Source organism: Paenibacillus sp. J2L1-98 (assembly GCF_056269405.1).
Genome location: NZ_JBWDNW010000025.1, coordinates 31,266 through 52,449, shown reverse-complemented (window position 1 = coordinate 52,449; position 21,184 = coordinate 31,266). Strand labels below are relative to the sequence as shown.

At 48.9% G+C, this 21,184-nt stretch carries 16 protein-coding genes; 10 read left to right on the top strand and 6 right to left on the bottom strand.

Features of this window, described 5'->3' with window-relative positions:
* Window positions 1-428 precede the first annotated feature (428 nt).
* On the bottom strand, window positions 429-3,773 hold the full coding sequence (locus AC0YNZ_RS26910) for a DEAD/DEAH box helicase (protein ID WP_475829533.1): 3,345 nt from the start codon (window positions 3,771-3,773) through the stop codon (window positions 429-431).
* Window positions 3,774-3,943: 170 nt separating this feature from the next.
* On the opposite strand from AC0YNZ_RS26910, the gene AC0YNZ_RS26905 reads away from it, so the two are divergent.
* Window positions 3,944-4,918, top strand: a complete 975-nt coding sequence (locus AC0YNZ_RS26905) for an aldo/keto reductase (RefSeq protein WP_475829532.1) — start codon at window positions 3,944-3,946, stop codon at window positions 4,916-4,918.
* Window positions 4,919-5,038: 120 nt separating this feature from the next.
* On the opposite strand, the gene AC0YNZ_RS26900 is transcribed toward AC0YNZ_RS26905, so the two are convergent.
* Window positions 5,039-6,412, bottom strand: a complete 1,374-nt coding sequence (locus tag AC0YNZ_RS26900; protein ID WP_475829531.1) for a YheC/YheD family endospore coat-associated protein — start codon at window positions 6,410-6,412, stop codon at window positions 5,039-5,041.
* Window positions 6,413-6,474: 62 nt separating this feature from the next.
* A complete protein-coding gene (locus tag AC0YNZ_RS26895; RefSeq protein ID WP_475829530.1) occupies window positions 6,475-7,227 on the bottom strand; it encodes a YheC/YheD family protein in 753 nt (250 codons plus the stop codon).
* Window positions 7,228-7,446: 219 nt separating this feature from the next.
* Here AC0YNZ_RS26895 and AC0YNZ_RS26890 point away from each other — a divergent pair, with 219 nt between their 5' ends.
* From AC0YNZ_RS26890 to AC0YNZ_RS26880, 3 genes are all read left to right on the top strand, one after another.
* Window positions 7,447-8,490: a YheC/YheD family endospore coat-associated protein gene (locus AC0YNZ_RS26890; RefSeq protein WP_475829529.1), complete on the top strand. Its 1,044-nt coding sequence runs from the start codon at window positions 7,447-7,449 to the stop codon at window positions 8,488-8,490.
* A 160-nt stretch (window positions 8,491-8,650) separates the two neighbouring features.
* Window positions 8,651-9,397 (top strand): C40 family peptidase, encoded by a 747-nt coding sequence (locus AC0YNZ_RS26885; RefSeq protein ID WP_475829528.1) that lies wholly within the window; start codon window positions 8,651-8,653, stop codon window positions 9,395-9,397.
* Window positions 9,398-9,680: 283 nt separating this feature from the next.
* The gene (locus tag AC0YNZ_RS26880; protein WP_475829527.1) at window positions 9,681-10,796 is read left to right on the top strand and encodes a CapA family protein; all 1,116 of its coding nucleotides are present in this window, start codon (window positions 9,681-9,683) and stop codon (window positions 10,794-10,796) included.
* A 133-nt stretch (window positions 10,797-10,929) separates the two neighbouring features.
* Here the strand turns inward: AC0YNZ_RS26880 and AC0YNZ_RS26875 are convergent, their stop codons facing one another.
* Complete coding sequence (locus AC0YNZ_RS26875; protein WP_475829526.1) at window positions 10,930-11,451, bottom strand: C40 family peptidase; 522 nt, start codon at window positions 11,449-11,451, stop codon at window positions 10,930-10,932.
* A gap of 331 nt (window positions 11,452-11,782) precedes the next feature.
* Between AC0YNZ_RS26875 and AC0YNZ_RS26870 the strand changes: the two genes are divergently transcribed.
* The 4 genes from AC0YNZ_RS26870 to AC0YNZ_RS26855 are packed head-to-tail and all read left to right on the top strand — an operon-like array spanning window position 11,783 to window position 15,868.
* Entirely contained in the window at window positions 11,783-13,273 is a 1,491-nt protein-coding gene (locus tag AC0YNZ_RS26870; RefSeq protein WP_475829525.1) for a spore germination protein, read from the top strand.
* A 34-nt stretch (window positions 13,274-13,307) separates the two neighbouring features.
* Window positions 13,308-14,465, top strand: a complete 1,158-nt coding sequence (locus tag AC0YNZ_RS26865) for a Ger(x)C family spore germination protein (protein ID WP_475829524.1) — start codon at window positions 13,308-13,310, stop codon at window positions 14,463-14,465.
* A 13-nt stretch (window positions 14,466-14,478) separates the two neighbouring features.
* Window positions 14,479-14,724 carry a hypothetical protein gene (locus AC0YNZ_RS26860; protein WP_475829523.1) on the top strand — a complete coding sequence of 82 codons (246 nt, stop codon included), beginning with the start codon at window positions 14,479-14,481 and terminating at the stop codon, window positions 14,722-14,724.
* Between the two features lie 4 nt (window positions 14,725-14,728).
* Complete coding sequence (locus tag AC0YNZ_RS26855) at window positions 14,729-15,868, top strand: GerAB/ArcD/ProY family transporter (RefSeq protein WP_475829567.1); 1,140 nt, start codon at window positions 14,729-14,731, stop codon at window positions 15,866-15,868.
* A 38-nt stretch (window positions 15,869-15,906) separates the two neighbouring features.
* Here AC0YNZ_RS26855 and thpR read toward each other — a convergent pair whose 3' ends face one another.
* Together thpR and AC0YNZ_RS26845 are read right to left on the bottom strand one after the other, a co-directional pair.
* Complete coding sequence (gene thpR / locus AC0YNZ_RS26850) at window positions 15,907-16,476, bottom strand: RNA 2',3'-cyclic phosphodiesterase (RefSeq protein ID WP_475829522.1); 570 nt, start codon at window positions 16,474-16,476, stop codon at window positions 15,907-15,909.
* Between the two features lie 84 nt (window positions 16,477-16,560).
* On the bottom strand, window positions 16,561-18,345 hold the full coding sequence (locus tag AC0YNZ_RS26845; RefSeq protein WP_475829521.1) for an ABC transporter substrate-binding protein: 1,785 nt from the start codon (window positions 18,343-18,345) through the stop codon (window positions 16,561-16,563).
* Between the two features lie 128 nt (window positions 18,346-18,473).
* On the opposite strand from AC0YNZ_RS26845, the gene AC0YNZ_RS26840 reads away from it, so the two are divergent.
* Complete coding sequence (locus AC0YNZ_RS26840; RefSeq protein WP_475829566.1) at window positions 18,474-19,976, top strand: DUF4153 domain-containing protein; 1,503 nt, start codon at window positions 18,474-18,476, stop codon at window positions 19,974-19,976.
* A 64-nt stretch (window positions 19,977-20,040) separates the two neighbouring features.
* On the top strand, window positions 20,041-20,898 hold the full coding sequence (locus AC0YNZ_RS26835; protein WP_475829520.1) for a metallophosphoesterase: 858 nt from the start codon (window positions 20,041-20,043) through the stop codon (window positions 20,896-20,898).
* Window positions 20,899-21,184 lie beyond the last annotated feature (286 nt).

Here is a 21,184-nt window from a genome sequence, read left to right as displayed (position 1 = left end):
GGTTTAAGTTTATTTCATCAAACTAATCGCCTTATTTTTTTGACGAAAGAAAAAAAGATCGGATTAGTTTTACAAAATCAAATTATTCGGTCATTTAGACTTATCCGGTTTCATTTAAATTTACGATATGTAACTAAATTGCAGGAGATGGCTAAAATGGCTGCAATCTCTCTTCTCCTCACTTCACTTCACTACCTCACTTCACTTCGATCAGCTTACTAAAGATTAACGTCTCTATAAGCTGGCTCCCCCCGGACGTCAAGGGGAGCGATGTCTAACGTTGCAATGGGCTTTATCCTTCGTAGAGCCGTCTCGGAATAAGACGGGGTAAACGGCAAGGACGCTCTATAAGAGCGATCAGAAGGCCCTTGGACAGCGCATCATAAAAAGCCTTGATCAACAGCTTATTCGTTGATCAAGGCTTCTTCTTATTCAATCATTAGAATCTCACGAATCTCATGCTCCGATAGGGAGGACAGCGCCTCTTGTCCCGGCTGGATCACCTCGTCGATCAGGTTTTTCTTCTTCTGTTGAAGCTCGTACATTTTATCCTCCACCGTGCCCTGCGTGACGAGGCGGATGACCTGCACGACGTTTTTCTGTCCGATACGGTGAGCGCGGTCGGCTGCTTGCTGCTCGACAGCGGGGTTCCACCACAGGTCATAGAGAATAACCGTGTCCGCACCCGTCAGGTTTAGTCCGGTGCCGCCGGCTTTTAGGGACAGCAGGAAGAGATCGCGCTCGCCGTTGTTGAACCGGCTGCAGAGGGCAACGCGCTCAGCGGCCGGCGTTTGTCCGTCCAAGTAGAAATAAGGCATCCCCTGGTAGCCCAGCTCGCGCCCGATCAGCCCGAGCATTTCGGTAAATTGCGAGAAGATGAGAAGGCGCTTGCCCGCACTCTGGCATTCCTCGATCATTTCGAGAAGCTGCTCGAATTTGGCCGAGCTTCCCTCGTAGCCTTCGACGAACAGCGCTGGGTGGCAGCAGAGCTGGCGCAGCCTCGTAATGCCAGCCAAAATCCGAATCCGGTTTTTTTGGAAGCCCTCCTCGTTCAAATGCTTCACCGTCTCCTGCTGCAGCTTGGCCAGGAAGCCGACATACAGCTGCTTCTGCTCCGGCAGCAGCTCGGACGCCTGAATCGATTCGATCTTCTCCGGAAGCTCCTGTAGTACGTCGCTCTTCAGCCTGCGCAGCAGAAACGGCCGAACCCGCTTAGCGACGGCTTCAAGGGTGAGCTCGTTAAAGGCTTGCTTGCTCGGGAACAGCTCAGGGAATACGGCGCCAAAAATCGACCAAAGCTCCTCTAGTTTGTTTTCCACCGGGGTTCCGGTCAAAGCGAAGCGATACCCGGCCTCGATAGCTTTCACCGCTTGCGCAGTCTGGGTCGTATGATTTTTGAAATATTGCGCTTCGTCCATGATCAGCGTGTGAAAGCGCTGCTTCTTATACTGCGCGATATCTTTGCGCAGCAGGGGATAGGAGGTAATGATGACATCCGCCTCTAAATCGCCTTTCAGCACGCCGCTGCGCTCCGCTTTGCTTCCGTCTGCGATAACGGCGCGAATTTCGGGAGCGAATTTTTTAAGCTCATTCAGCCAGTTGTATACGAGCGAAGCCGGAGAGACGATTAAAGCAGGCTGCTCCCGCTTTCGGATTTCGGGCAGTACGGAGACGATAAAAGCGATCCCCTGCACCGTTTTGCCAAGCCCCATATCATCCGCGAGAATTCCGCCAAAACGGTAGTGCGCCAGCGTCTTCATCCATTGGTAGCCATACTTCTGATAATCCCGCAGCACGGGCGCGAGATGATCCGGAACAGGGAAATCCAGATTGTCCGGATTTCGCATGTTTTCTAATAGCCGGCGGAACGATTTGCCGAGCTTTACGGCGTTGCCGCTCTCATGCGAGTCCATGAGATGCAGGCCGCGGACTGCTGGAATGCGGAATTCAGCTCCATGGATATCCCCTTTGCGCAAGCCGACTTCATTCAAGAATCGAATGATTTCTTGAAACTCAGCTCCTTCGAGAGGTAATAACGCCCCGTCAGGTAGACGGTGATATTTGCGCTTAACCTCGAGCGACTTCAGCAGGCTGCGAATTTCCGATTCCGGGATGCCATCCATATCGAACTTGAATTCGAGCCAATCGGTGCGTTCATCCACATTAACCGTCACCTTTGGCGGCGCGTGCTTGGTCACGATTCGCACCTTCACGGCCGAGGTGGCATATACGGCAAGCAGCTTCTCGAGCTGCGGGACGACATGGTGTAGAAACTCGTATTCCGATTCCTCGTCTTCCATAAAATACCCGCCCTCGGTCTTGGCGAAGGGGACCAGCTCCATCAGATCAAGTATGCGCCGCTCCTGCTCCCCGTCCCGCATCAGGATGCGGTCGGAGCCGCGTTTGTTACCGCTGCCTTCTAACGGATTGATAATAATGTCGCCATATTGGAACTCAAGTCCGGCGAGCAGCCTGTCTCTTACCCGGTCGAGATAGAGCTTCGCTTTAAGCTGCGTTTGCAGAATGCGGTCCGATATCGTTTCCGCGATGCCGACGCTCCCCAGCTTCATCAGGCCGGGAACGACTTTCTCCATGAAAGGCTCCATTTGTTCGGGGGCAATATGAATTTTCGGCTTACGGGAGGTGTCGAGCAGATGCTTCAGCTCCGCAAGGCGCTTGCAGGAATCCGGCTGCAGCTGCTGCAGCTTGCCCTCCGCGATGACCAGCTTGTACTCCTCCATAACGGTCATTTGGCCGAGGCCCTGAATATCCAATTGATAGCCGCCGCCCGTCGCTTGATCGAAGGCAAAATGAAGCGGGATCGCTTCGTCGCTCAGCGTAATGCCGGCAAACGTCCGATTGCCGCACACAAGCTGCGCCGAAGGAGCCGCGATAAGCAGAGGGAGCAGCGCCTCCCAAGAGAAAGGGGGCACAAGCAGCATGCGCTCACCGCTCGCCGGAGCTTCTTTGAGAAATGCCCGGGTCGACGATTCGCGGATGAGCGCCTCATTGCGATAGATTTGAATGAGCTGCCTGATCACCTCATCGTTCTCTTGCTGGAAGCAATGAATAGCCGGATCGTACGTGAAATGCTTCGAAAAAACGAATGCCTCCCGGCGGTCGACCTTCTCAAGAAATTCTCGTATTCGCTGTACGATATAGAGCCGTTTAGGTCCAATCTTCAGCTCGATGCCGAACATATGCTTCCGGTAGCCGTAGGGGTAGAGCTTGCATGTAATCTCTACGTCGAGAGGTATCCTTGAATCGAAGAGCGAGCGGCTCGCGCCGGTTCGAAGCGGCCGGCCGCTGAACAATTCCAATAAACCGTTAGCAAGCCGGGTATCGGCTGCTTCAAGTCCTGCATGACCTGCAAACCGGGGGCGAATATGCGCTTCATCTCCCTCGTCATCAACATCCTCATCCTCGTAAGGTCTATCTTCCGGATGAAGGAGGGAGGGATAGATGCGGGCGGGTCTGGCGCTATCTTGCTGGAGATCAAGGATGTGCAGCAGAGCGGCTGCCACATGCTTGCAGTAATTGTCATAGGTGCTGAATGCGAGACAGGTGCATGCCGCATCGACATCTCCGTCCCGATCGATATCGATTGTAACCTCGTAGCGTCTTTTTCCCAGCACGGCCGCCTCATAGCTTGCCGCCTGCGGATTTGAGCTCGTAATCGTTACTTTACCATTTCTATAGTAAGCTTCCCCCCGTTCGTAGAAGGCATCGCCGCACAGTAATTTAATAACCCGATGTGACAATTGAACGCTCATCGCCTGGTTCCTTTCCGGAAACGGAAACGTTTGTTCCGATTTGTATGTTAGCTCTTATCATATCAGAAATGATGAGCCAGGTCATAATCGAAAATACTGAAATGCTATACAATCAAGACTATAATGGAGAAAATAGAAAGACTAACGATAGAAAAAAGGAGCTGAGCATTATGCAATTTCGCCGCCTTGGCCATAGCGGACTTAAAGTATCTGTACTCGGATTAGGAACGAACTCATTCGGCAAGCGGGCCGATTATGAGACATCCAAACAAATCATTCATTATGCGTTAGACAACGGAATCAATTTTATTGATACCGCTAATATTTATGCGGGTACCGAATCGGAGAAAATCATCGGGCAAGTGCTGGAGGGGAACCGCCATAACATCCTGCTGGCGACCAAAGCGGGGTTAGTGAGAGGAGCAGGGGTAAATGAGCGGGGCTCGTCCCGCTATCATTTGCAGACGGAGCTGGAAAATAGCTTGAAGCGTCTGAAAACCGACTATGTCGATCTGTATCAAATTCATACATTCGATCCGGAGACACCTCTTGAAGAAACGCTGCGCGCGCTTGAGGATATGGTGCGCTCAGGCAAGGTGCGCTATATCGGCGCGTCCAATTACTTGGCGTGGGAGCTGATGAAAGCGATAGGCATCAGCGAACGGTTGGGGCTGAACCGATTCGTTTCCACTCAAGTGAGTTACTCACTCGCGGATCGTACGCCCGAGAAGGAGCTTGTCCCGATGTGTCTTGATCAAGGGGTCGGCATCATTCCTTATTTTCCGCTGGCGGGCGGTATTTTGTCCGGCAAGTACAGCTCCACGGATAAGGCGCCGGCAGGCTCCCGGGCGCAAACCGATCCGAATTTCAGCAAATTTTTGGATGACAAAACGATTGCGCTCGGCGAAGAGGCAGGAAAGCTCAGCAAGGAGCTAGGGTGTACGCCAAGCGTCCTGTCGCTTGCATGGCTTATGAATAAGCCCGCCGTATCGACGGTTATTGTAGGGGCTGCGCGAAGGGAACAGCTTGCGGAAAATATGAAGAGCGTTTCTCTTCAGTTGGATACAGAGGCCCAAGAAAAGCTGGATGCGATGAGCAGCCCGTTTCGCACAGGCGAGCCTTTCGCTTTTTACCGATTGCCGTAAGCGGCACTTGGGCCTCCTCCTTGTGTGCGGCGGCTCCCGCTCACGCCCGGCCAAGATGAGCGCCATCGTGCATGGACGTTCATCTTGAATGGGGCATCCGGGCTTCATGGCGGCGGACAACTAGTCGCTAATTTTTGCTGAAAAATTAGCATACTGCACAAACTTCGTTACGGACGGCCGGATTTTGCCGGTTGCGGACAGCGGGGCTTTATCGTTCTTCGACGGCTTGGAATTCACTTCGATCAGCCATACATGACCTTTCGTATCAATAGCCAAATCAATGCCCAGCTCGGCAAAATGCCCCGTCATCTGCGTCTCGATGCCTTTGGCTATTTGCAGCGCAGCCCGCCTAAGCTTCGCCAATCCGCCGGACGCCGCAGCAACGCCTGTTCGCGAGAGAGCAGCCTTAACGGTCGTAATCGTTCCGCCGCGGGCCTGATTGGAAACGAATTGCTGATTGCCGGCAATTCTGGCGACAATGGAGGTGATGCTCCACTGCCCGGTGTCATCGCGCTGTACCAGCGCCCGGAAATCTACCGGCCTGCTGCCTACTGAAAGGAGATTAAGACCCCGCTGAATCTGATAGCGGTTTTTTTTCATTTTGCTAGAGATCGCGTTAAACAATTTCTCTATGCTTGTATATGATTGTTTGCGGACGCCGTTGAAACTGTTGAAATGACAAGTGTACGTTGTATTGGCATTCCGGTTAATGCGGATGATGCCCTTGCCCAAGCTTCCGCTGTTCGGTTTTAGAAACACGACGTTATGCTTGCTGCACATCGTTTTCAACAGCGCAAAATTACTGAGCAGATGGGATTCCGGGAGATACACATGCAGCTCGGGTTCTTGTTTAAGCGCTTTGAATACTTCTGTTTTATTTAAGTATTTCTCGTTGAAAAATACGGCGTTATAGCGGCTTTTGGCGTATTTTATAAACTGCTGGACGCTCGCAAGACTTTCCAGCTTACGGGAGGTTACGCGGTTATAGATCACATTGGGGATAGGAAAGCGATTCCGCACCCATCTGTTCGTGTATCTCCAGCCGTTAATCGTATCGGACTGTCTCTGTATATCCGCATGTGTGAAAAAAAAGACGATAGAGTTATCCATCTTGCTTGCCCGGATGAGCTCGCGGCAAAATGACGTATTGACGCCGAAGGGGTTACTAGGCATCTTCCTATTAATGTGACTGAGCATCACGCCGATCAGCGGACCGATTTGAAGCGTTTCAGTGCTGGGTTGATACTGAACGGACAGCTCGTCACCACTGGTGAGTCCCCATTTCGAAGCAAGCGCAGCGCTAATGAGCAGAATATCTCCTTTTGACGAAGGATCGACCATTACCTCCTGAATAGCTGATCCGAAGCATAGTTTCAAGGGCTGCCCGATGGGGATCGTCCACATTTCGATAATCGATTCATTGAGAGATAGGACCGATCCGTTTGGAGAGGTGCCAGCACTTTGTATTTGGAGCTTAACCTTTATACTGTTCATGCGAACTCCTTCCCAGCACCGACTTTTCATGAAGAAAGACTTCGAATGCTTGAAATCCTTATTTAATCAGCCGTATCTCTGAGCATGCGGACAGAATAGGAGATTTGAGCAAACAGGCGCGGGTTCGAGTGATATTTGAATAATTGAAATTGAGGTTTAGTGTTTGCTTCCAGCAGCCAAATTTTTCTATTGGAATCGATGGCAATATCTAAGCCCAGCTCCGTTATTTTGGGAAAATGCAGCTTCATTGTGTCCGCTATCAGAATGGAAAATTTCTTAATAAGCAGATCCCATTGCCCGCTGTTTTCCTTCGGAATTCCCAGCGCCTGATGCAGCCGAATCGGCCGTCCTCCGCTGCTGTGGTTCGTCACGAACTGGTTCTTCGCCGCCACCTTCCCCATAATTCCGAAAAACCGCCACTTCCCGTTCGGTTTCAGATGCAATAGAGCGCGGAAATCGACCGGGCTTCCATTAAATTGAATCAGATCGATGCCCTGCTGCACGAGAAATGTCTCAGCACCGATCAGCCTTTTTAGTTTAAGAGCAGCTTTCTTCAGATCGCGGTATATAAGTTTCTGTGCAGCCGTCTGGATGACATAAGTGTCGTCCTCCCGCGTAACCTTCATAACGCCTTGTCCCTGCATTCCGACGTCCGGTTTGACAAAAAGGACAGGATATCGCTTGATCATTTGGATGAATGCTTGCGGGGAGAATAGCTCTGTTTCGGGCAAATATTCACGGAGTTCCGGTTCGCCCCAGAGTGACTCGTGCTTCAACCATTTCCTTCCGGGATATTTAATCAATCTAGCTTTCACTGTGGAATCTCCTCCGTTGATTAACAGCAGTTCACGTCATGAAATAGGCCCCGATCGACGTTATTTATGTTATTCCGGCATGTCACAAAGAGTACCAATCCGCAAGATTATTCATGATTTGGGCGAATATCCAAAGCGGGACAATTGCCTTTGCGCATAGGATACTATACGGTTCATCCATAGGAGAGCCTGGCAGACGATAAAGATCGGAGATCGAGTATGAATAATATTTTAGGCATCATGACACACCGTATCACGCGCCCGGAAAACTTTCGCCGTCATGCCCAATCTGCGCTTGCAGAAAAATTCGACGGCGTCGTTATTTTTACGCCAAGAGATGTGAACTTGGAACATCGTCAAATCAACGGCTGTCTGTTTCAGGGCGGCAGCTGGACCAGGAAAACCGTCCCTTTCCCCAAGATTAATATGGATATCGGTTTCTACCCGGCCGCGTTAACCCCGAGAGCAACCCTTGTGAAAAAGAGCAAGCAGCTGCGCTTTACCGGCTACGGCCTCGGCAATAAATGCAAAATTCAAAGCCATATGGCCGCTTCCTCTGTTCTTCAGCCTCTCTTGCTGCCAACCGAACAAGTAACGAGTGCCCAGCAGTTCATCAAATTTTTAAAGAAGCATGGAAGTATTATGCTGAAGCCGATTAATGGGTGGGGCGGAAGAGGAATTATAAGGGTATCCATTGAAAAAGAGCATTTCGTCATTCAAAGAGACGGTATGCGCAAGCAGATTTTGCCGAACACCCGGCTGGACTCCTATATTTGGAGTGTACTCAAGAAAGGCCGGCATTTGATGCAAAAATGGATCGATATCAGAAACAAAAACGGGAAAGTGTTCGACATTCGCGCACTTATGCAGAAGAAGGACGAGGGCGACTGGAAAATGACGGGAATGGCCGTCCGGGAAGGCATGAAGGACAAAATCACCTCGAATATTAAAAGCGGCGGCGACGCCTATAAAGTGACAGATTACCTGGAGAGAGAGTTTGGCAGCGAGAAAGGAGAAGCGCTCACAAAATCGATTGTCGAGGTGGCGGAATACATTCCGGAATTCATGGAAAAATCATACAACTCCCGCTTGTCCGAACTCGGGATCGATCTCGCTGTTGATACCAGTGGACGGCTATGGCTCATTGAGATCAATATTAAACCGGGGAAAATGATTATAAGGCGGCTTCACGGGAAAAAGGCATGGGAAAAATGTCTTCATATCCCTTATCAATATGCTCGAAATTTGTCGGTAAAAAAGTAACAAAAACGGCCCTACACCCGAATTCGCACGTGGTGTAGGGTCGTTTTTTGTGGAAAAAAAATTGAAGCGGAGAGGGGACTGGATATATGTACCATCGAATTCGATTAGCAATACTTGTTATCATAGGAAAGAATACATCACTTAAGGAGTTGGCAGATCTATGAAGAAAAAGATTATTGGCCTGACATTGGCTTTGTCATTAAGCACAACAGGAATAGCTTTCGCCGCAACAGATTTTTCAAGGTCCGAAGCGGTGGCTAAATATAAAAAGTATATTAAAGCTGATAGCTATGTAAAAGACGAATTGTACAATGTAGCGGATTTCCGCAGTAAATATGCCAGTCTTAAAGGAACTTTGGCCTACCGGGTCGTTGAGCGCGCTATATGGTATATGGAAAACGGTTACTTTATTTACGGCCATGGCAACGATGCATACGGCAAGTATGGGTATGAGGATTGTTCGGGGTTCACGCGCCTGGTTTTCGGTGACTTTGGCTACAATATAACGGGAACTTCCAGAAGCTATGATTCCGTAGGAACAAAGGTTGCAGGTGTCGGCAAGAAAAAAGTAAATGGAAAATGGCAGCTGACAGGCATTCAAAACTTGCGGATCGGAGATATTCTGACGTTTCAGCAAAGCGATCATATTTCCCACGTCGCCATTTATATGGGAACCAACCGTGCTGGACAACCTGTCGTTATCGGCACAAGAGGAGACGGCAACCCTACGGGGTTAGGGACGGTAGACAGCTGGTCGTACTGGTGGGGTGAGAAGTTCCATTCCGCGAGACGCGTTTTGCCTAATGCTGCCCTGAGCGGAATGGCAGGAAAAACCATAAAAGCGCCTGTAATTCCGCAATCATACATCCTTCCGCCGCAGAAGACCGTACCTGCATGGAGAAAATGAATCGTACAATTACTGACGGTATACATAACAACAAACAGCACGTATACCAAAGTAATAACGGGATAGTAACCAAACGAAACGGGTATGACGCCAAGTAAAGCGATGCGGCCGGTAATTTCTGCCGTACGCAGCACTACGGGCGCTCATGCCCTTTTTTTATTGCAGGATAGAATGTGGAATATAGGCGAATATGGAGTGCGGGACTAGTGCCCGGATCATATGATATGGTGTGGCTCCGCGCTTTTCGAGAGTTCAAAAAAGAGTTAGAGAACGGAGATGAATCATGAGTACGGATATTACGATCGCCGCGGTCGGAGACTTTTTGATAAAGACAAGAATTATAAACTCAGCGAGAGTTTCCGGTGAAAAGGGTTATTCATTCGACAAAATATTTGAACCCGTAGCCTCCTATTTGCGTAACGCGGATTTTACGATTGGCAATCTTGAAACGAACTTTGGCGGTACCGGCTCTGAGAGCAAGCCAAGCCAGAAAACGATTGATGCCGTGTACTCCGTCGTGAAGAGGCATCCTAAAACCGGTTGGCCTATGTTTAATTGTCCGGATCAGTTCGCCGAGACGCTTAAAAATCTCGGTTTTGACGTGCTCACCACGGCAAACAATCATTGTATGGATTGCGGAATTCACGGTCTCAAACGTACCTTAAAGGTGCTTGATTCCCACGGACTTGATCATACAGGAACGTTTCGATCACATAGTGAGTCGCAGAAATATTTAATTAAAGAAGTTAAAGGAATAAAAATCGGTATTTTAGCCTATACGAAAACAACGAATAAAATTCCCGTGCCTTCCGAACAATCCTGGGCCGTCAATCTGATCAGTTCAAGCAAAATTATTGCCGATATCAAGAAGATAAAAGCCCAAGGGGCGGAACTCGTTATCGTATGCATGCACTTCGGAAGAGAATACGGCATGTTTCCGAATGATCAACAAAAGGAGCTTGTTCCGTTATTATTTAAACACGGCGCGGATATTATTCTAGGCGCACATTCGCATGTCATCCAGCCGGCTTTATTTTATAAGGTTAAGGACAACACGGGGGTGAGCAAACAAAAGTTTGCAATCTACTCCTTAGGTAATTTCATTTCTACGCGGCTTTATTGGAACGACCATACCCTAACGGGGCTCATAACCCGGCTAAATATCAGGAAAAATGATGACGGAACGATACAGATTAAACAAGCGGAATTTATTCCTACCTGGACGCGCATCACCAGATCGGGAGAAAGGAGCGTATTTCGGATACTGCCGTTGAAAGACGCGATTAAGAAACAAACGGACATCGGCGGAAAAGAATGGGATAGGATGAAGACGATGTATGAGCATGTCAAGAAGCATATTAAACGAAATACGGATGCTTCCGAATTAAAAGTGCTGTAACGGTCAAATCGTAAAAATACAGAAAAAGATCACCCTTCATCCTGCATTGCAGGTTACTAGGGTGATCTATTAACGGAAAATTCCGGACGGATAGGAACCGATATGATAGCGTTTCCTCACGATGGACTTATGATTACTTAATTACACGTCTTGCTACGATAAATCTGTCTTTGTAGTAGCTGCCTTTATAAATGTTTGAAATAATAACGTCGTTTCTTGCGCCGGCGTTATGAATCATTTTGCCGTTACCGATGTAAATGCCGACATGACCGACATCTTTCCTGTTCTTAGAGCCGCTGTTCCAAGTGAAAATCAAGTCGCCTTTTTTAAAATTGCCCCATGCTACTCTCGTACCTACTTTAGCTTGATCGTCGTCATCTCTGTTGACAAGCTTTACGCCGACATTAGCAAGTCTGTATGCAAGGTATGTGAAACCGGAACAGTCTGTTCTGTATGGGGCATGGCTTTCTTGTCTCTGTGTCCAGTGTACATACTGTACTTTATTGGTCAGCGCGATTGCCGTTCTGACAACCTTATCTCTTTTAGCTGCTGCTGATGTGGCGGCTTCGGCATTGTGTACTTGTAATAATGATGTTGCAGGCAAGCTGATGGCTAACATCAAGATTGCGATTTTTCTTTTGAATCCTTTGTTCATGATGATCTCTCCTCTGTGTTAGTCTCACTGTATTATAAGTTTACTTGATAGAGGTAATAAACCTGAAAAAATTGGTATGAATCTGTAAAAAGTACATAAAAAGGTTGAAAAAAGCGAGTTGAATTGCGGTTTTTTATTTATTTTCGGATGTATCAGCCGTGTTGAATGAATATTTTTTTACTTGTTGTATACCGAGCCGTATGTTAGAATGCAAACTTTCTTTTTGAAGACATAGAAGAGCCTGAAATATAGGAATTTTTGTATACGCTCATGAGTTAAGGGAATAATGGCTAGAAATGAGCTAAGGCTACTGAAATCAGGTGATCCCTACATGACAACTCCTCCGAAAACACCCATTTCCGAGCGGCTGGCGGAAAATATGCGGGACTTGGAATCGATATTTTCGATAAGCACAGATATTGTTTATAAGCATTGGAATTATGGACCTGAGCTGAAGTACACCGCTTGCTCCATTTATTATGAATCGCTTGTCCAAGAAGACACCGTTAATTATATGAAGATATCACTTCAAGACCTTGTCACGCATGAGATTGGCCCCGGTATGGACCTTACGCCACTGGATGTCCGAACATTTTTCGAGCATGACGGCGTTTCGGGAAAAAAAGCTGTCGTTATTAATGATTTGCATCACGCGATGGAAGAAATATCGGAAGGCCGCCTCATTATTTTATTTGATCAATGGGATAAGGCATTAAGCTTTAAGGCACAGTCTGTTGAGAGCAGACAGGTGACTGAACCGGTTAACGAATCGGTTGTACAGGGACCGCGGGAGAGCACGGTCGAGAATTTGCAGAAAAATATCGGCTTGATGCGGTTGCGCCTAAAAACGCCTAAATTCAAGATAGAGTCGATGAAAGCGGGCGGAGATACTAAAACGACTGTCGCCTACGGCTATATTGAAGATAAAGTTGATGGTGAATTGTTGGCCGAGTTCAAAAAAAGAATAGAGCAAATTAAGGATCTTGAGATTATGGAGACCTCTTATATCGAGCAGCTCATTGAGGACTCTTCCTTTTCGCCTTTTCCGCAGCATCGCTATACGGAGAGGACTGATATGGCGGTGGCTGCGATGATGGACGGAAAAATTGCGGTCATGGTGCAAGGCACGGGCAGTATTTTATTATGTCCGGGTCTTTTTACCGAATTTTTTCAATCCAGCGAGGATTACTATCAACGCACCGTTATTGCAACTTTGATTCGTTGGCTTCGTATATTGGCTTTTCTTATCGCTTTAACTTTACCAAGCATCTACATTGCGCTCTCGACCTTTCATCCCGAGCTGATCCCCACCGTATTGCTGCTTGCGATCCTCAATGCACGGGAAGGCATCCCTTTTCCCGCCTTTTTTGAAGCGCTGATCATGGAATTTTTCTTTGAGCTGATGCGGGAGGCAGGGGTCCGATTACCAAGGCCGGTCGGTTCTGCCGTGAGCATCGTCGGGGCGCTTGTTATTGGAGATGCTGCCATAAGCGCAGGTATCGCTTCTCCCATTATGGTCATCGTCGTCGCGTTAACGGGCATCGCTTCATTCTCCATTCCGCAGTACAACATCGCCATCTCCTTGCGAATATTGCGATTTTTGTTAATGCTATCTGCGGCTATGCTGGGGGGCTTTGGCATGATGATTTGTTTTTTATTTATACTGCTTCATCTCTGCCAGCTGCGGACGCTTGGACAGCCCTATTTGTCATCGGTGGCGCCGTTTAGACTGACTGATATGCGGGATGTTATCGTAAGAATTCCTTTAAAAGCACTGCTTCGTACCCCCCGGAAGCTGCATAAGCAAAAACCGGTCAAATAACTTTTATCTAAGCCTCGAGCGGAAAGAATGAGGGATGATGAAAAAACTGGCGATTCTGCTCTTCCTGACGGCTATATTTCTTATGCTGCCCGGCTGCTGGAGCAAAAAAGAGCTGACGGAATTAGGATTCGTAATGGGCATCACGTTTGATCAAGGGAAAGACGGGAAAATCGACATGCTGACACAAGTATACCGTCCTACTTCCGTGCAAAGTACAGCGTCTGCATTAACCAGAGTTTCCAGCATTAATATTAAAACAAGCGATGATTCTGTCATGGAGGCGGTGCGCGATATCCCCATTCATTTGGGCAGAAAAGCGCAATTCAGCCATATGCGGATTATTATTGTTGGAGAAAAGCTGGCCAGGTCGGTTAACATCGGCAAGCTCCTCGACCTTTTTTACAGAGATCATGAACCTCGAAGCAGCGTATCCCTCGCGATTGCGAAAGGCAAGGCCAGCAAGATGCTGGAGAAGAGGCCGTTAATTGAACAGACCACGGCACAGCAGCTGTTGCGGGCAGAGGAAACGGCTTATAACAGTTCGGCCAAAACGTTAGATACTTCCCTGCTTAATTTGGTGATGCAGATGAAGAGCGCCCATCCGGATACGGCCGTATCGTATGTGTATGAGGGCAAATTATCCGATAAAATGTATTCCTCGGCAGGTCTTGCCCTCCTCAAGGATGGCAAAATGAAGACTGTTCTGCCATCCAGTAAAGTGGAAGGACTGATCTTGCTGCGCGATGAGTATAAGTCGGGCGTCATTGAAATTCCATGCGCGGATAAGAAGAGAGAAGTGGAAAATACGGAGATTCTTGCTATTCATACGCGAACAAAGCCGGTTATTAAGGGGGATAAGATATCTGTAAGCGTCAAGCTGCAAGGGGACGTAGCGATTGGCGAATTGAAATGCAGTAAATTGGATACTGAGAAGGATGAGGCCGAATTCATCCACCGAATCGAAGGAAAAATGAAGGAGCAAATGAAAAGCACGATCCGTTTCCTGCAAGCGAATCAAATGGAGGTTATCGGAATCGGCAATGCTATCTACAAAATGGATCCTAAGAAATGGGAGAAGATCAAGCAAACTTGGGATGCGCAATTTGCGGAAGTCCCCTTTGACATTCAGGTCAAACTCCGGCTCGTCACAAACGGAACCATAACCGGCAAACCCGCAGTAGAAGCTAACTAGAGGAGGCCAGAATATGGTAGAACGAGTGGTTGTCTTAATGGTTGCTTTCGGCAGCATGCTGCTTTATGACGGGTTTAAATTAAAAAATAAAATCAGCAAAGGAGAGAAAGCCGTCTATGGTACCATTCTGCTCATCTGCTTCTATTTAGCTCTCGATTATATCGTGAATAAAAATTGGCTTGATTTTTATGATGTGGTCAAGCCTATTCTCGGGGGCACAGCCAAAACAATAGATGATTTCTTAAATGTAAACAAATAAGCGTATCGAAAGAGCAAAGGAGGGGAGCAGCATCGACAAGCAAACCGTTAGCCATTTCCAAATGGGAGTGCTCTTTTTCGTTTTTATGACCGGTTCTTCGATCATCAATATTCCGGGTCCGCTCATCGGTAAAGCGAATAACGGGGCATGGATTTCGCTTCTGCTGTCAGGCGGCCTCGGCTTTCTCCTCTTAAGCTGCATCCTGTTCCTATATCGCCGCTTTCCCGAAATGACCTACGTGGAATACAGCCGCAAATTAATCGGAACGACGCTTACCGTTATCTTTTCCGTCTTCACCATGTCTCTTTTCCTTCAAATGCAAGCGGGAATCGTTATAGATGTGAGCTTGTTTATGGTGAGCTCCATGCTGAGGGAAACACCTATGTATGTATTTTCTTTCTTGGTTTACGCCATTTCAGCGGCAACCGCCCGTGCCGGACTTGAGGTTATGGCGAGAATGTTTACCTTGATCCTGATCATGATCACCTTCTTTATTATTGCTGTATTGCTCGTGGCGATTCCTGATTATCATCCGTCGAACCTGCTTCCTGTTATGCCAAAAGGAATTAAACCGGTGCTTCATGGCGCCTATTTCTCATTTGGATTTCCTTACGCCGAGCTTTTCCTGTTCTCGATGCTGCTGCCGTTTGTCAGCAAAAGCTCATCACCTAAATTGTGTAAGATCATGCGAATTACGCTTGGGCTCAACATTTTTATTTTATGTTTGTCCACGGTGTGCTCCATTATGGTTTTTGGAGCCTATGCAGGGGAGCGGCCATACGTGCTGTTTTCGTTGGCGCGGGTGATCGAGTTCCAGGAAATTATTCAAAGGATGGAATCCATTATAGGCATGTCGCTTATTTTGGGCTCTTATATGAAAACAACGATTACCTTGTATGCGTTTAGCTTATTTTTAAGTCAGCTATGCCGGTTTAAGGACAGTCGAAACTTAGTTATGCCGTTGGCATTATTAAGTTTTCTTACCGGACTCGTTGCTTTTGACGGGGCTGCGGAGTGGGGGCATATCGTGTCCGTCATACACCCGGTATGGACGTATGTCGGGTTTATTGCTCCGACTCTGCTGCTGACAGTGGTCGCATTGTTCAGAAAGCAGGAGCAGCCGAAGGGGGAAGAGATTCCATAATCCTGCTTCCCCTTATATGGAGAGCATTTTTACTGCCGTTAGGACAATGGAAAGGCGCCAATAACCTCATACATCGGCGAAGCGTTCATATGGGTGCGCATGAGCACGAAGCGGTCGGCCTCCCATTCGAATAAAGAGGGAGCGGAGAGAATCGCTTCATTAGGCATTTCGCCGTCCCCGGCAAATTTCCTGGCAAGCGTAATATGCGGTGCATAGGGTCGATCCTCCGGCTCGAATCCAATCGAACGGGTAGCTTTGATGACTTCGTGGTGGAGAGCGGTTAGCCCCTCAAGATCTCCGCTGACGGCTGCCCAAAGAACGCGGGGCGATGCTTTCGGACCGAAGGTTCCTGCTCCGTTCAATGCTAGGGAAAATGGTGTCACTCTCGCTTCCTTCAGAACGGCCTGCAGCGCTTCTTGCTTTGCTGCCGGCGTATCGCCAAGAAATTGAAGCGTAATATGGTAATCAAGCGGATGTGTCCATTTGCGAAAAGGAAGCTTTTCTTTATGGGTGCGCGTCCAGTCTTCTAGTTTCCTCGAAATAGGCTCCGGTACCGGAATGGCGACGAACAAGCGCTGTGTATGCTCCTTCGAAATATGCTGCTCCATTATAGATAACCCCTTTCTCTATTGCAGATCCCTCAATCGTTTTCTCAGTATGTATCTATAGCTGCCAGTCCATGCAATCCTCTTCTAAGTAAACCAAATATCCCGAAAGCGGACCCAGCCCAGCGACTCAAGTGAAATGCCGCGGACGGAATGGTGGAATGCCGTCTTTAGATGCTTGCGGTAGAGGAACAGCAGGCTGTGCCGTTCTTTGAGCTCCGCTTCAATCTGCTTAAATATCGCTGCCCGGCACTCTGTGTTCGGCTCTGATAAAATCATCCGGATGCTCATCTCGAGCCTTTCATGTATTTCTGGCCGGGCATGCTGCTGCATGCTCTTGAGAAGATCGATGAGACGAAGCTCGCGATGCTCGTCCAGCATGACCGCAAATAGCAATAAGTCGGCTGACATGCGGGCCGTCCCTTTGAATTGCTCCGCATCGATGAGGCTGATCTCAAGCGGGACGCCCGACTTCGCGCATACCTGTTGAATGATCCGGGCATCTGCCGCGTATTGCGGAATCGTGGCAAGAATGAGCGATTCACCGTTGTAGCCGGCGGCTAACAGCTCTTCCTGAGTGGCATGAATCTCCCTCGGAGCCTCAGGCCAACCGCGATCTTCAGATTCCGGCCAGAAGCTGTCCACGCCTTCAATCACATCCCCCGACAGCAGCTTCAGCAGCTCCGTCCGCTCGATGGCGTGATCAATCGCCGCTCGTATGGCGGGGCTCGCCAACAAGCCGTCCTTCTGTTCATTTACCGTAATAAACTTGCAGGTCATGCCCGATTGCCGTACCTGCTGCCACCGCTTCGCTGCCGAATCCGACAATCTCGCGTTGTGCATGACCTGAAACGGCTGCAGCTCAGCGCTATTCTCACGCGTTGCCTCCTCTGCAATGGTCCACACCTCTACCCGGTCGAGAAAGGCCCTTCCTTGAAAATAAGCGGCAAAAGCCTCCAAAATCCAAACGCCCTGCTCGTTTCCCGCGAATCGGAAGGGGCCGGTGCCGATCGGCTTCCCGCTGAATTGCGCTCCTGCCGCTTCGCAAGCATCTTGAGGGACGACCGATGCGCGGTTGGTCGATAAGAAAGCTAGAAAAGCTTCATTGCGCTCAGACAATTGAATGCGAATAGTCGTATCATCGGGCGTGTCCATCGAGACGATACTGGAGTAGACCCAGCTGTAAAGCCCCAGCGGCGCCAGCCGCTTGAGCCGCTCAAGCGAATATTTGACGTCAGACGAATCAAGCTCGCGGCCATGATGGAACAGCACCCCTTTGCGCAAATAAAACGTCCATCGCGTCCGCGATTCATCGACCTCCCACGCATGCGCAAGATGCGGCAAAATTTGCTCGCCTTTCGGATCGATGCGGACAAGCCCGTCAAACAGCTGGCTGACGAGATGGGACTCGCCCGTATAATGGATAGCTGCCGGATCCAGCGAATAGATCGTTTGCGGGAGGGGAAAGCGCAAAATATCGGTGCGCCGCTTGCCCTGCACTTCGGAATGAAAGCCGAATTGACCGGACAGCCAATCCTGAAACTGATCGCGCAGCTTTGGCGACTCCTCTACCTGCCGCAGAAGCTCGAGCGCCGAATGCAGATCCTGCTTTTGCATCATTTCCTGTGCCTCCTGGAGCGCGACCTGCTCCTTGCTTACGAGGAAGGAGAGCGCCGAGCGGTTGCCCCGTCCCCGCTTAGGCTCCCAGGTCAGCCAATTCTCCTGCTGCATCCGCTTCAATAAAAGTACCATATTTCGATGTGTGCAATCGAGCAAATTTGCCAGCTCCTGCGTAGTTACTTCAAAGGAGACATTCTCTTGAATGCTCGGATAAGATCGCCTGAGCGCTAAGTAATGCCGACGTATTTTCATGCAAATTACTCCCGCCTTAAAATATGAAGTTTTCCAGTTATAACTTACACTTTTTGTTCTTGTTTTCTAGGTTACAATAAAAGGAGGAAATTAACAAATCGTATACGGAGATGGGGGGAGTGAGTGAAATGAGAGATCCGGCGCCATGGCAAAAAAGGTACGAAAGAATGCTTCTTCTTGCCCTTTTGTTCGGCCTGGTAAGTCAGTATTTGTTTGTCGGAGCGCCGGCAGGCATTTCGGTATTAGTGTTCATTTTTGCATTTTACGGCTTGTTCTTCTATTCCATTAAAGGGAGAATGGGCGGATTCGAGAAATGGCAGGGGCAGGCAAGCTCGGGCCGGCTGCTGTTCATTCCGATTTTTCTGCTGACGCTGACCTATGCTCTCTATGCGAACAGCTTGTTCCGGCAGTTGAATATGTTTGCATTGTTTGCGCTAATCGTTTCTCAAACGGCGGTTATGACCAGCAGCAGTACAAAGCCGTGGTATCGGGGCGTTTTTTATACAGAGCTGTTATTTCTGGCGCTGATAAAGCCTTTTGCGTTTATCGGCGTGCCTTTCACCTTGTTTAACGATCGCTTGAAAGGGAAGGATAACCCGAACTCTGCGAGGAGCAAGCTTGCCAAAATATTGCTGGGACTATTGCTCTCGGCGCCTATTCTGATCGTTGTCATCGCTTTGCTGGCTTCTGCTGATGAAATATTTCTGTCGTGGATGATTGAAATTCCCGGCGTATTAGGTCGGTTCTCCTTAGGAGACGGCATTTGGCGATTAATTGTAGCGGCGTTTTTTGTCCTGTATGCCTTCTGCTACATATGGGGCCTGCTTTTCAATAAATTAACCGATACGCCAAGCGGTCCGGCAGCCGATTCGCAAGAGGCCGTATTTATGCAAAGCAGGCGATTGGAAATTGATCCGCTTACGGCAGGCACGCTGCTTATTAGCATCAATCTCGTATATGTACTGTTCGTCTTTATTCAGTTCTCGTATTTATTCGGAGCGGCAAACGGCCTGCTCCCTGAAGGAGCGGCTTATGCCGAGTATGCGCGCAGAGGCTTCGCCGAATTGGTCCTGGTCGCTTTGATCAACGTCGGTCTGCTCATGTGCGGCCTGCATTTGATCCGGCGAACGAGCGCCGCTGCAGAGTGGGTCCGCAAGCTGTCGCTATCCGTACTCATTGGCTGTACCCTCGTTATGCTGATATCGGCGTTTAGCCGCCTGTCGTTATACGAGGAGGCTTACGGCTTCTCGCAAACGAGATTATTGGTGCACGGATTCATGCTGTACTTGGGCGTGCTGCTCGCGATTGCCATGCTTCGCATTTGGAGAGAACATTTCTCCATGGGTAAAGCTTATATATGCGTGTCCATCATCGCCTTTGTCGCGATGAACTATGTTAATTTGGATGCGCGCATCGCTGCCAAAAATATCGGCCGCTTCGAGCGGACCGGAAATATCGATATCTCCTATTTAGGCACGCTATCGACGGATGCCGCGCCCGAACTGCTAAAGCTGCATAGAATGCATCCGAAGCTGGAGGGGCTAAGCGAGGTAATCGTACATTTGCAGGAGCAGGCGCACTCGCATAAGAAGTGGCAATCGTGGAACTTATCGAAGCAAAGGGCGAAGTGACGGGAAGGAAGCGAGGGTCCGTTATGCCGAAAATATTTTATGGATAGTAAGGAGTTATGTTGTTATGCGTATGAAGAAAAAACGTCTGTTTGTGATCCTGCCATTGGTCATTTTAGCTGCGATCGCCTTTCTCTATTATGAGAACAACGCTATCGGCATCACGAAGTACGAACTGAGCTCCGGTAAGCTGCCGGACGGGTTTGACTCCTATCGCATCGTTCATATAACGGATTTACATAGCAAGTCCTTCGGCAAGGAGCAGAATACGATTACCCGAAAGGTAAAAAAGCTGAGGCCCGACCTCATCGTGATGACGGGCGATCTGGTTGACAGGAAAAGGTACAACGCGGAGATAAGCCTGACTCTGATGCGCAGGATGACCGAATTAGCGCCCGTCTATTATGTGACGGGAAATCATGAATGGGGATCGAGGTTTCCTTCGCTCGAGAAAGGGCTGAAGGAGCTGGGCGTACATGTTATGCGCAACAAGAGTGAGCTTGTGAAGCTTGGGACTGGAGAGATTCGGATCGCGGGCGTAGATGATCCGACCTTTAATCATACGGCGGATGGCGATGCCGACAGAATAAAAGAGCATATCGCGGCTGCTCTTCAAGGGGTGGACAGCTCCGAGAACCGGTTTACTATTCTATTGTCCCATCGTCCGGAGCTATTTTCGGAATATGTACAAAGTAAATTCGATCTTACCTTTTCCGGCCATGCTCATGGCGGACAGGTCCGTCTGCCTTTCCTGGGCGGGCTGGTCGCTCCGGGCCAAGGCTTCCTGCCGAAGTATGACGGAGGCAAGTACACGGAGAGCGGCAGGGCGATGATTGTCAGCCGCGGACTCGGCAACAGCATTATTCCGCAGCGGTTGTTTAACCGCCCCGAGGTCGTGCTGGTTGAGCTGACGCAAGCAAAGTAATGAGGGCGGCAGAGATGCGGAGCTAATGGAAAACGATTCGGATTGGCAGTCGATAGGTTTATGAATAATAGTTATATAAAAGCGCAAAAAGAGACCCACAGCATTCGGTGCCGTGGGTCTTAAATATATATAACAAAAGGGGGTTGTTTTTATTATAGGCTGCTTTCATTAAAACGAGATGAAAATTAGATTTCAAGATGATTACAAATGATTGGAAAAGCCGGTAATATTCACAATTGCACTCCCAGCCCGCGTCATATCGGGGAGATGCGTTGAATAGACTTGT